At 46.0% G+C, this 12662-nt stretch carries 11 protein-coding genes; 1 reads left to right on the plus strand and 10 read right to left on the minus strand.

Annotated features, from left to right (window positions below; translation table 11 throughout):
- Positions 1-226: 226 nt before the first annotated feature.
- Together JJU34_RS07705 and JJU34_RS07710 are read right to left on the minus strand one after the other, a co-directional pair.
- The gene (locus tag JJU34_RS07705; RefSeq protein ID WP_228691760.1) at positions 227-1219 is read right to left on the minus strand and encodes a glycosyltransferase family 2 protein; all 993 of its coding nucleotides are present in this window, start codon (positions 1217-1219) and stop codon (positions 227-229) included.
- Entirely contained in the window at positions 1212-2510 is a 1299-nt protein-coding gene (locus tag JJU34_RS07710) for a hypothetical protein (protein ID WP_228691761.1), read from the minus strand. Before JJU34_RS07710 ends, JJU34_RS07705 begins: the two co-directional genes overlap by 8 nt.
- A 308-nt stretch (positions 2511-2818) precedes the next feature.
- Here JJU34_RS07710 and JJU34_RS07715 point away from each other — a divergent pair, with 308 nt between their 5' ends.
- Entirely contained in the window at positions 2819-3046 is a 228-nt protein-coding gene (locus JJU34_RS07715; RefSeq protein ID WP_228691762.1) for a helix-turn-helix domain containing protein, read from the plus strand.
- A 672-nt stretch (positions 3047-3718) separates the two neighbouring features.
- Here JJU34_RS07715 and JJU34_RS07720 read toward each other — a convergent pair.
- The 8 genes from JJU34_RS07720 to JJU34_RS07755 form a co-directional block, all read right to left on the minus strand.
- Positions 3719-4177 carry a hypothetical protein gene (locus JJU34_RS07720; protein ID WP_228691763.1) on the minus strand — a complete coding sequence of 153 codons (459 nt, stop codon included), beginning with the start codon at positions 4175-4177 and terminating at the stop codon, positions 3719-3721.
- A 190-nt stretch (positions 4178-4367) separates the two neighbouring features.
- Positions 4368-5792 carry an NAD(P)/FAD-dependent oxidoreductase gene (locus JJU34_RS07725; RefSeq protein ID WP_228691764.1) on the minus strand — a complete coding sequence of 475 codons (1425 nt, stop codon included), beginning with the start codon at positions 5790-5792 and terminating at the stop codon, positions 4368-4370.
- Between the two features lie 135 nt (positions 5793-5927).
- Positions 5928-6590 carry a DUF2911 domain-containing protein gene (locus JJU34_RS07730; RefSeq protein WP_228691765.1) on the minus strand — a complete coding sequence of 221 codons (663 nt, stop codon included), beginning with the start codon at positions 6588-6590 and terminating at the stop codon, positions 5928-5930.
- A gap of 96 nt (positions 6591-6686) precedes the next feature.
- Positions 6687-7565, minus strand: a complete 879-nt coding sequence (locus tag JJU34_RS07735) for a 3-hydroxyacyl-CoA dehydrogenase (protein ID WP_228691766.1) — start codon at positions 7563-7565, stop codon at positions 6687-6689.
- A 22-nt stretch (positions 7566-7587) separates the two neighbouring features.
- Positions 7588-8355: a glucose 1-dehydrogenase gene (locus tag JJU34_RS07740; RefSeq protein ID WP_228691767.1), complete on the minus strand. Its 768-nt coding sequence runs from the start codon at positions 8353-8355 to the stop codon at positions 7588-7590.
- 195 nt (positions 8356-8550) lie between these two features.
- On the minus strand, positions 8551-10032 hold the full coding sequence (locus JJU34_RS07745; protein WP_228691768.1) for a protein adenylyltransferase SelO: 1482 nt from the start codon (positions 10030-10032) through the stop codon (positions 8551-8553).
- A 147-nt stretch (positions 10033-10179) separates the two neighbouring features.
- Positions 10180-11235 (minus strand): homoserine O-acetyltransferase, encoded by a 1056-nt coding sequence (gene metX / locus JJU34_RS07750; RefSeq protein WP_228691769.1) that lies wholly within the window; start codon positions 11233-11235, stop codon positions 10180-10182.
- A 2-nt stretch (positions 11236-11237) separates the two neighbouring features.
- Positions 11238-12548: an O-acetylhomoserine aminocarboxypropyltransferase/cysteine synthase gene (locus JJU34_RS07755; RefSeq protein ID WP_228691770.1), complete on the minus strand. Its 1311-nt coding sequence runs from the start codon at positions 12546-12548 to the stop codon at positions 11238-11240.
- Between the last annotated feature and the right edge of the window lie 114 nt (positions 12549-12662).

A 12662-nucleotide genomic window follows, 5' to 3' on the forward strand; every position in this document is an offset into this window, starting at 1 on the left:
ATACTTATAGCATTCCCTGTCCGAGGGAAACTTCTCCTGAAATTCGAATATGGAGAGACTCTTATACCTTTTTTCCATGAAAACCGTGTTTCAGAGCAATGTAGGTAGATTTTAGCCATTTTCAAAATGCCTAATTCAATAAGATTATTTTAGGAATCGTGGTAATTTCGTCTCCACTCACGTCTTCGGTTCCCTTCTATCTGGGGAATCGAAAATACCTAAATGATTAGGTCATAGCTGGCCTCCTTTCTGTTGAATTCAAATTATGCCTCGCTTCCAACCGGAAATTACTGGGTATGGAAATGTTGGTTTTAGAAACAAGATAGTTGGGGCGCTGGGTTACTTCCTGGTATATTTTCCCTATATACTCACCTATTACTCCCAAGACAATCAATTGCACGCCGCACAGGAACACCACACTGGCTACTACAGAAGCCCACCCGGTTATCGTCTTTCCCACCCCGACCATAATCACCGCATACAATCCATAACCAAATGCCAGAAACGCAAAAATCAATCCCACTGCCAAAGCAAATCTGAGAGGTTTAATACTAAAAGAAGTAATGCCGTTGCTAGCCAGATTCAGCATATTGACTAGGCTGTATTTGGTAGTACCTGCATATCTTCCTTCCTCACGGTAATAGGTAATCGCCTGCTTGTAGCCAACCCAGGAGCAAATACCCCGCAAATAGATGTTCTGAATCTGGAGGCTGCGGATAATATCAGCTACCTTTCTATCAATCAACCGAAAGTCTGCTCCGTTTCTAATTATTTTATGATCAGCCAGCCAAGATAAAACCCGATAGTATCCCGAGGATGTCCAGCGTTTGAATATCGATGGCTGCCCTTCGTTTTGGCTTATTGCGGTCACGATATCATTACCCTCTTGCCATAGGGCTATCATTTCAGGAATTGCCTCTGGCGGCTTTTGCATATCCACATCTATGGTGATAATGCAGTCACCATTTGCATGGTCTATACCTGCCTTTAATGCGGCCTGATGCCCAAAGTTTCTGGAAAAACTAAGATACTTAATATGTTTATTCCCGGATGAAGCAAGCTCAATTTGCCTCTGGGTATAATCCTGGCTTCCGTCATTGACCAAAATGATCTCGTGATTATAACCCCGGATAACGGTGTCAACACGGGCCATCAGAGCCAGAATATTTTCCGCTTCATTGTAGCATGGGACAACAATGGATATTAAATAATTATTCATTTTCTATAAGGTTAAAGAGGTTATCGGGTTCTTGGGCTTTTCTTTTTTCTATAATTTCATTCACATTGGATTTGGCTGTTTCACTGTCTTTCCAATCGCCCGTTCTCAAGAAAGTGTGCACCCCCAAAAAAATAAACCATGTAAGACACACTACTACTAAGGGGAATTGATATCGAGTGTTTCGGGAAAACAACCATTGATCCAACTTACTTACCAACACCAAGGCTATCCCCACCAAACTAAGATACATATAGCGGTCTGCGGTAATTACCGGTCGGGGTAAGGGAATGATATGGAGCACCAAAAGCAGGTTAATCAAGAAAAACAAAAATCCAAAAACCACCAATCGGTTTCCATTCCAATAATTCTCCCATACAAAATACCCTATAATACCCACTATCAAAATGTATCCATAATAAAAAGGAGGTAGTAATTCTCCGGGAGATATTGGAAATGGATGGAAGAAGTAAAGTTTGGCAGGTAACAGAAAGCGGAAAATATATTCCACCAGACTATGCATGCCAAATAAAATTCTTTGGTAAAACGGATATCCTCCCACAACTTGGATTGACCCGGTATTATTGACCCAAGAGAAATACCAAAATGCCATGGCCAATAGTAAAAAAGCAGATTTTTCTAGCATTACTCTGGAGAACATGGCATTCTTCCATGTCAACCCCTCAAACCGACCGAAAATATAATCAAAAAGAAACAAGTTGAGGGGAAGTATAATGGCCTGTTCTTTGGAACCAAAACCCAAAACGTATGCCAAAACAGTGATTGCTAACCAAAGAAAATGGGAAGTTTGGACATATCGTATATAGCACAAAAGTGCCACTAACGCAAAAAACGCATATAACAGAATTTTGGAAGCACTGATCCAAGCCACCGATTCCACCTGCAACGGGTGGATAGCAAAGATCAAAGCCGTAAAAAAAGCATAACCAATGGTTTTAGAGTTTGCCTCATGCGGGAGCAATTGCAAGACTAGTTTTTTAGTGATTTCAAATACCAAAATAGTATTGGCCAAGTGAATGAAAAGACATGCCGTATGAAATGCTGCTGGCTCAATTCCAAATAGCCATACAATTATACAGTAGAATAGTGAATTGACAGGTGAGTATTGTTGTTGCCAAAAATGCGTAAAATGAAATAGGATAGTGTGTGTAGAGTAATCCTGTATCAGCGGGTTTTCCAGCACTTGCCAAGTGTCATCCCATGCAAGTTGAAACCCGTTAAAGAACGTTAGAAGAAAAGCAATGGTACAAATCCCGACAAGTAAAAAAAACATGGACATCCTACTAAGTTTTCCCACCCATCTGATTGAAGTTAAATGATTAAAAATATACTTCGTTACCATTCAAAATTTTGTTTGGATAAAATTACGAAATACTAAATAAATAAAAAAATAAAAAACAGGACAAAAAAGGACATTATTGGACACTAAAAAACATTTTTATAAAATTCTAAAATATAATATTAGAAGAGAGCTACGATTTTAAAAATAATTGCGTTCTAAATAAGCCAATCATTTGTCGTATTATAAAAATTTTATAAATTTCGAAAATTATACTCTTTAAACCCAAATTACAGACTTTTATGACACAGCGGGCTAAATCACGATTGGAAATCGCAGATGAATATGGCATATCTGCCAAAACGTTGACCAGATGGCTTAAGAAAAATAACATTCAACTTTCCAACGGATTGGTTACTTTAAAAGAACAGGCTCAAATTTATGAGGCTTTTGGATATCCTGAAAATAAAATCATAACCTCAGATTCGGAGGCAAATCTGGACTCGGACGAAAATCCAGAAAACGAGTAGAAACAAATTCTCAAAATATTACGTTGGCCAAAACTACTCCTGCAACATTTATTGACAAAGTTTCTAACCTAAACTTTAAATACCATTCAGACATTTTAGACCCCATATTTTCACTTGCGTAGGTGTTTTGAGACAGCAAAAGCAAGCGATATTAAAATTAACTATTTAGTTATAAAATCAGTCAACTTTTCCTTATTTATTCCTGACTATGCATGGAAATCCAGTTCGGAGGTAGCACCAAAGGCACCAAACAGGTCGCATCTTTAAAAAACACTTATATTCTTGCATTCATCACCTTATGTGGATTTGAAACAAAAATTCCTATTTGGCTTTTTGGTTGTTTGTATACTACCTAAAATCAATGTTGTAGCTTCTGTCGGGGCCTTTTTACTCATCGTCCTTCTCGTGTCCTGTGCACCTGTATCGGTATGCACTGTCCTGCACTCCTCCCCGCAGCCGTAGGTGCCGCAGTCGGGGAAGGTGGCACCTACGAGCATGGACTGTAGCGCCCCGGAAGATTCCGTCTCGGCAATCCCCCGGTCTCGGTCACCCGGCCCTGCCGGTCGTAGCGGGCTTAGTTGGTTCTTGCGCGTGAATCCTCCTCCTTGGACACTTCAAAAAAAGGCTGCCCTTCTCGGACAGCCTCTACTCAATTTGTACTCATGCTGATTTTTAAAACAACTGCTTGTACAACAGCTCGTTTTCCTGCTCGTGCTTTCGTTGAATGGAAATAACCTTGTGGAGCACTTTCTTGAAATGGATTTCCTTCTCCAAGACCGTAAACACCGATTCCAAGAAAGCTTTTACCTCCTGTTTAGCTTCTGCTTTGAAATGTAACGTAAAATTATGGTAGCTGTGATTGCTGCGGATATAGGCGACCGGGCTTCTGTAAAGCTCGCTTAGCCCCCTCAATACACCATACAATGACTGGAAGCGCTCGGAAAGCTCAAAGGTTACCTCAGAGTAATTACCCCTGTCAGCCGCCTGCCGCCCAAGCAGTCTAACACCCTGTCGCTCAAGTGCCTCTCCAGCAGACAACACTTCCCGCTCCATCTCTTCTTTGTCCAAGAATAGGCCCGGATTTAAAGAGTTACCGTTATCATCAATTGAGGTTGCCAAGTTACTTCCCATCGTTACTTACGTTTATTAGTACTGAAAATCTGATCGCATTGTTTCATTCAACACCACAAATTTACACAATAATTTTTTATTTACACGTATTCCCTATAGATTTTATAGACTTCTAGTGTAAATTGCTTATTGTCAGCCCAAATAAATTCAAAAGTGGAAAATCAATTGGAGCAATATGGTAAAAAAACACTCAAAAGAGATCTTTGATCACCTGTCTGGCAGCATGATATCCACACATCCCGTGTACGCCGCCTCCAGGAGGAGTGGAGGAGGAACATATGTAGATTCCTTTGGCAGATGTACGATAAGGGGAAACACGCAAGGCAGGCCTCGTGAAGATCTGGGTGATGTCCTGCACCCCTGCATTGATATCCCCTCCCACGTAGTTGGGGTTATACAACTCCAAGTCCTCGCTGTTCATCGAATGGCGCCCGAGCACCAGGTCCTTAAAGCCCGGCGCATATTTTTCAATCTGATTTTCGATAATAGCTGACATGTCCCTCGTGGATCCGGCAGGTACGTGACAGTATGCCCAGGCGGTATGTTTTCCTTTTGGGGCGCGGGTATCATCTACCAAACTCTGCTGCGCCACCAAGACGTAGGGGTTGTCGGTATAGCGGCCATGCCAGATGATAGACTCAGAATGGGCGATCTCTTCCAAGCTTCCGCCAAGATGCACCGTACCCGCCAACCGGGCATCTCCAGCTTTCCAAGGAATAGGCCCATCGAGTGCGAAGTCCATTTTATATACCCCGACACCGTATTTATACCGCCCCAATTGCCATTTATAGGTGTTCGAAAAACGGTCGCCTGCAATCTGTAGTAGCTGCCGGGGACTCACATCAAAGAGGACGGCTCTTGCAGGGGGCAATTCATCGATGGAGTGTATCATATGCCCTGTGCGAATCTCTCCTCCCAGCGATTGGAAATAGGCACCGAGCGCATTGGCCAGTGACTGGGATCCTCTTTTGGCTACAGGCCAGCCCCCATGGTGTCCGGCCGTTAACAGCACGAGGGCTATAGCGGAAGTGGCAAGGTTGGTTAAGGGCTGAATACCGTGCGCTGCCATTCCAGCCCATAGCGCGCGTGTTGATTCTTCTCGAAAGGTTTTGGAAAGAAAATTGGCCGGCTGAAGTGCCTTCAAACCGAAAGAAGCCAATGCTAACGGGTTTTTTGGGAACCGCAGCGGCCCCAAAAAATCGCCTGAGAGTTCGGCCCATTTGTCGCGTATGGGGCCAATAAGCGAAAGGTATCGCTGCTTATCCCGTCCAAGCCGATCCGCAGTTTGTTCCAAGGAATGCAGCAACACCGCTGCATCGGCTCCTTCCGGAAATGGGTGGGCAGCCAAGACTTCCGGATGCAAAAACTCTAGGCCAAATTTCTGAAGCGGCAAAGTCTTGAAAAAGGGAGCCGCTACGGCCATGGGATGTATGGCAGAGCAGACATCGTGGTGAAAACCCGGTAGCGTGAGCTCCATAGTCCGCATCCCCCCTCCTATGGTGTCCTTGCCTTCTACCAGCAGTACTTGAAGACCTTTCGATTGCAACACAATTGCCGCAGCAAGGCCGTTGGGACCCGAACCCACAACTACCGCATCATATGCATGTTTACCCATCCTTCCCTCCTATTTTCATGGTTAACTCAATTATTTGCACACCCCAACATGCTGGAGCTGGTGGAGTCATCTTCAAACCACCTTAAAATATAAATGTTTTGTCTATCCGACCACCACCTGCGAAGGAACCTGCCCTTACTTCACCTCAAAAGGCATCTCAACCCTAATTTTATCCCAACTCAGGGCTATGACCCCCTGCTTGGGACCTCTTTCCTCCACCGCATAGTTAAGTCGCTGCATGGTATCTTCCAAAGGAATAGGCTCGACCGAGACCCGTACAAGGTCCTCTGACTGGGAGTACTCTTCGGCTAGGTGCTGATCATACCGCTCGTTGATAATCAGTTCCCATTTTTCCCGACCGGGAATGGTAAAAAACGCGTAGGTTCCCGCCGGAATATCGGTACCGTTTACGATGACATCGTTGGAAAAAGTCACAGCCGTAGCCCAATGGGATCCGCTTACCCAAACCTGATCGTAGGACACGAGCCCGTTCCAAATAACCCTGCCTCTAACACCAGGCGATCCATGGTTGATGGTGACGGCGGTGTTACCAACCTTGCTCTGAACCTCTAGCCGCGCACTTCCTCGTTCGGTATCCTCTCTTAAGCCCCGATTTACACTATCTGCATAGTCCACCAGTTCCGTCAGGTGTTCTTGTTCTAATCTGCTTAATTCCACCTCGGGGGCTAAAGTGCTTTCGGCATCATTGGCAGTCTCTGCCCGTTCCCCACCACAAGCACTCAATACGAAAAAAATAAACAGGGAAGCAAGTCCCCGTCCAGGAAGTTGATTTTTCATGTGTCTATAATTAGTTATTTCTATTTGGTTAAAAGCAAAAATAAGGAAATTGAAAGACTCCCTGCGGTAATTTGTTCCTTTTGTGAAAGGCTTACCTCAATACAGAAAATCCTTGTCTTTGTATCTGGGACGGGGATAGGTATAGAATCCCTCTCCGGATTTTTCTCCCAGCTTGCCTTTTTCCATATATCCTGCCAACAGGTCCGCAAAAGCCTGCGTATATTTATCGGGATTGTTTTTGGTCACATGCCAAGCGGTATCCAAACCGATCTGATCCAAAATTCCAAAGGGACCAATGGGCATGTGGAAATTGACCATCCAAGACTTGTCGATGTCCTCTACATTCGCCACACCCCTGGTCAGCAGCTTTCCGGCGGCATGGATAAAAGACATCAGCATGGTATTGAAAAGGTAGCCGGGATATTCCTTTTTCACTACGACCGGCACTTGGTTAAGGCTTCGCCCAAACGCTTCCAGCACAGGAATAATCGTTGGATCTGTCTTCGGATGGGGCATGATATCCACGAGCCGGGCATAAAAAACGTCGTGAAAGTGCAACGCACAAAACAAAGACGGCCTCCCGGTAGCACCTGCAAGCTGCGACGGCAGCAAAAAAGACGTATTGGTTGTGAACAGTGTATTGGACGGGGCAATTGCCCCCAATTCGGCCCATACACGTTTCTTGATGTCCAAGTTTTCCGTCACACTTTCACTCACAAGGTCTGCATCAAGCACGGCTTCCTCTAACTGTGGGATAAACCGAATGGCAGCCATTACCCCCTCTTGATCCTCCGGTAAGTCCATCTCCAACTTGGAAAGCTGACCAAAGAGCTTTCGCATCAACTTCGAGGAGCGCTCCAAGGCCAGGGCATCTACGTCATAGATACTAACCCGGTACCCCGATAGGGCACATTGCATTGCAATCCTGCTACCTAGGGTACCTGCCCCGACGATACATACATTGCGTATTTCCATGTGGTTTAGTTTGAATTGATTGCTATACGGTAAAACCTCCGTCCACGGTCAAAACGGCACCTGTGGTGTAGCCAGAGGCATCGGAGGCAAGATAAAGTGCGGCGGCACCGATTTCCTCTGGAAGCCCTATCCGCTTTATCGGAAGTCTTTCCATCATCTTATCCAAGATAGCTTGATTATCCCAAAGGGCTTGGGAAAATTTGGTTTTGATCAGTCCCGGACAAATGGCATTGACCCGTATTTGGTGACCGGCCCATTCTTTCCCATAGGCCTTGGTTAAAGAAAGTAAGGCTGCCTTGCTCACACTATATATTCCCAGCCCCTCCTCGGGAGAAAGACCTCCAATGGAACTGATGTTGATCACAGATGATCTCGTGGATTTGATCAGGTAAGGAAAGCAAAGATTCATCAATTGAAATACCGCCCGAACATTCACATTCATAATTTTATCAAATGCCTCCAGCGAGGTTTCGTGAACCAACCCAAAAACAGGATTTGTTGCAGCATTATTCACCAAAACATCAATTTGTCCGTACCTCTCCAATGTACTGTTCACCAAGTGTTGGAGTGCCTCGGAATCACCTACATTACAGGCAATACCTGTGACCTCATACCCTTTGCCTGTCAAATCCTCCACAACTTTATCCAATGCCTCTTGCTTTCGGCTACTGATAACGACTTTTGCCCCGGCTGCGGCAAATATCTCGGCTGTGGCCAAGCCAATTCCCTTACTGGCGCCTGTGACAATGGCTACTTTCTCAGAAAGTGAAAACAAGTTAGAGAGATCCATACATGAATTTCAAAAGGTGGAACAAAGTAAAGATCCAAATTAATGACTTGGATTCGTAAAGGCTAAGAAAATCGGTATTAGTTCCGACCTGATTGACATACTAACAACCTAAAACATTCATTTACATCCACTTAAAACACGAAGATCGCCTAAAGCGATGCCCTGCAAGCGAAATCATCCACTCCCCGTAGGAACTCATGTACCGCAAAACGTTTGGTACCCCCTCTCCCACTCAACTGCCGGTATCGATTGATAGGGCTTCAGCGTGCTGTCTACCTGATAGGGATTTTGGAGCACCTCCAATAAACGGTACAATGGACGAATATCTCCGTTTACTGCCTGATCCAGGACCTCCTCAACCAGATGGTTACGGGGTATCACCTGGGGGTTGTGGGGCCTCATCAACTGCTGCACCTGTTCCAAAGGTCTTCCTTCCGCCGTTACTCGTTTCGTCCACCGCATCTGCCATTCCTGAAACTTGGGGTGGTAGAAACCGGACGGTTCCTCCGGCTCGAAATCTCCCTGCAAAAAAAGAAAAGTATGAGAATAATCTAACTTCAATTCAACCAAGGTATCCATGAGATCCGAAATGAGTTGCCTATCGTTCTCGTTCGGAGTATCGAGGCCAAGTTTCGCTCCCATCATGTCTTCATAGCGTTCCTTGTATCTATCTGTAAACGAATACACCGAGTCTTTGGCCATCGTGATGGACTTTTCCTTGTTTTCATGGATTAAGGGCAGCAATGAACTCGCCAGACAAGACAGGTTCCACAATGCCACCTTGGATTGGTTGCCAAAGGCATACCTTCCTTGCGTGTCGATAGAGCTGAACACCGTATCCGGATGATAGGCATTTACAAACGCGCAGGGCCCGTAATCGATAGTCTCTCCCGCAATGCTCATGTTATCGGTATTCATTACCCCATGGATAAAACCGACTCGCGTCCATTGGGCTATCAAGGTCGCTTGTTGGCCTATCACTTCGTTAAGAAAAGCGAGCGCTGGGAACTCCTGCCTCGCAACATGGGGATAGTGTCTCTGCACGGTGTAATCCATCAGTGACTTTAGGTTTTCCTTGCCCAAATACTGCGCGGCGTACTCGAAAGTACCCACGCGGATATGGCTTTTGGCAACCCGGGTAAGTACTGCACCGGCCTGAACCCGCTCCCGGTATACAGGCTCTCCCGTGCTCACTACCGCCAACGAACGGGTGGTGGGAATTCCCAGGCCATGCATGGCTTCGGAAATCAAAAATTCTCGTAGCATGGATTTAAGCGTTGCTCGGCCATCTCCCCTCCGGGAGAAAGGCGTGCGGCCTGACCCTTTTAGCTGAAGGTCCCACAGTGTGCCATCCGGTGTTACCTGTTCACCCAACAACACCGCCCTACCGTCACCTAACATGGTGAAATTTCCAAATTGATGGCCTGCATAAGCCTGTGAAATGGGCAAGCTACCGGGGGGTAACGTATTCCCCGCAAATAACTGGGCCAATGCCTTTTCCTCTGAATCCTCAAAGTCGAGCCCCAAGGACTCTGCCAAGGGTTCGTTAAGAAGCACCATACCAGGGTCCTTTACCGGTTGCGGCTCTTGGTTCGCGAAAAATTTATCCGGCAGGGATCTATAAGAATGCTGTAGCTTCCAGCCTTTGCCTACGGCAGATTGTGGCGTTTGTTCCATGGGAGTTCATCGGCAGTTTGAACCTAGCTAACAAAACCCGTGTACCGATAATTCCGCGTCTTTTTTCAAAGTGGTATACTTTTCATCGAATCCCTCCGAAGTACAATCCACTGAATAGTGTTTCCGCTGGATAACGCCTTTGGGCGATCAGCGAATAGTTTCCAAGTAAAAGGACGTAAGGATATAATTTAGCTGTTCAAACTCAATCAAAAAAGCGTCGTGTCCATAGATGGAGTGAATTTCCCGATAATTCCCCCGAGGCACATGCCTACTGATGTAGCGGGATTCCTCACTTGTAAAAAGCACGTCTGAGTCCACGCCAACAGCCAAAACTTTGCAGGGAATTTCTGATAGAGCTTTTGCGGTGCCTCCTCTTCCCCTACCCACGTCGTGGCTATCCATGGCCTTGCTCAATACCCAATAAGACAGTGCATTGAACCTATTGGCCAGTTTCTTCCCTTGATAGCGCAAATAACTACTGATTTTGAAGTTGTCCCGCTTTTCCTCGGTTTCGCTTTGGCTTTGTATAAAGGTCTGTGGATGACGGTAGCTCAACATACCTATGGCTCTGGCCGCTTCCAACCCACGCTTGCCCGCATCGGGGCTCTTTTGACCCCAGGTGCTGTCAGATTCAATGGACATGCGCTGAGACTCATTGAATCCAATGATCCAGGGAGATGCTTTCGCGTTTGAAGCGACTATTACCGCATGCTTTAAACTATCCTTCAATGTATAGGCCCACTCCAGTGCCACCTGCCCGCCTAGCGACCCTCCGATTAGGGTATCTATCTGCGCAATACCCAGATGCATGCGCAACTTGTCAAAGGCAGCGGCTAAATCGCGCGTAGTGAGCTGCGGAAAATCGTAATAGTACGGTTCTCCAGTAGTAGGATTGATACTTAAAGGTTGCGTGGATCCGTAACAGGAACCCAGCAGGTTGGCACAGACAATGAAATGTTTGGTGGGATCAAAAAACTTGTCTTCCCCGATCAGCCCGGACCACCACTCGTGGGCATTTGCATCGCCGGTAAGTGCATGCAGCACCCAGACCACGTTGTCCTGCCGGGGAGAAAGGTGACCTTGTGTGGTATAGCTAAGCTGGAATTGGGGGAAATTCTCCCCCGACTCCAACGTAAGCCCTTCTTCACAACTGAAAATTTCTTGGGTCATTTCACTGATTATGTACGGATGCGTAACGTTCATTTTTAAGATTTCAAGCTATCAAAAGCTGCTTGGAGGTCTTCTTTCAAGTCTTCTATGTGCTCAATTCCCAGTGAGATTCTCAACAGCGTGGGTGTCACACCGGCTGCCAGTTGCTCTTGGTCGGTCAACTGCTGATGGGTGGTAGCAGAAGGTTGTATGATCAGGGTCTTTGCATCACCGACGTTTGCCAAGTGAGAGATTAGTGTCAGGTTATTAATAAAGGTGGATGCAGTTTCTTTTTCTCCCTCAATCTCAAAACTCAACACTCCGCCATAACCGTGTTGCAGGTATTTTTTGGCTTCTTTGTGGTAGGGGCTGGAAGGCAGACCGGGGTAATTTACTTTTTTCACCGACGGATGGCTTTCCAACCACTTGGCAAGTTCGAGGGCATTATCCACCGTACGCTGTACCCGCAGCGACAGCGTTTCCAATCCCTGCAACAACAAGAACGAGTTGAATGGGCTCAATGCAGGTCCAAAATCACGCAGTCCTTCTACGCGCACTCGAATGGCAAAAGCTATATTGGGTAATCCCAGCGGATTGTCTATACCAAACACATTGGAAAACACCAACCCATGATACCCATCAGAGGGCTCTGAAAACTGAGGAAACTTACCATTACCCCAATTGTAATTTCCTCCATCCACAATGATTCCACCTATAGATGTGCCATGTCCGCCGATCCATTTGGTGGCCGAAGAGGTCACCACATTGGCCCCATGCTTGATGGGCTGGCAAAGGAATCCGCCGGCACCAAAGGTGTTGTCTACGACCAAAGGAATGTCGTATTTCTTGGCAACCGCAGCTACCGCCTCGAAATCAGGGATGTTGAATTCCGGATTCCCGATGGTTTCCACATAGATGGCCTTGGTTTGTTCGTTGATTTGTGCTTCGATATCGGCAGCTTTGTCAGACTTTGCAAAGCGTGCTTCGATACCCAACCGCTTAAAGGCAACCTTAAATTGATTGTAGGTCCCACCATACAGAAAGGGGGAAGTGACAAAATTATCACCTACCGTCAGAAAATTGTTCAGTGCAAGAAATTGGGCAGACTGACCGGAGGCCGTGGCCACTGCCGCGACTCCTCCTTCCAATGCGGCGAGGCGCTTCTCGAACACATCGGTGGTCGGGTTCATGATCCGGGTGTAAATATTCCCAAATTCCTTCAGTGCAAAAAGGTTTGCTCCGTGTTCTGCGGAATTGAAGACATAGGATGTGGTCTGATAGATGGGTACAGCCCTGGAATTGGTAGTAGGATCAACTTCCTGACCAGCGTGTAGCTGCAATGTTTCGAAACGATACTGTTTTGACATGTTTTTGTGAGTTTAGGTTTATTATTTTTCCCCTTAAAATACTAAAATATCCGATAGGTCCAAGGCTTCCCACACACGTGGCTAAAAACCAGTGGGATGTGTCATACACATGAA

Source organism: Lunatimonas sp. (genome assembly GCF_020832325.1).
Taxonomy (GTDB): Bacteria; Bacteroidota; Bacteroidia; order Cytophagales; family Cyclobacteriaceae; genus Lunatimonas.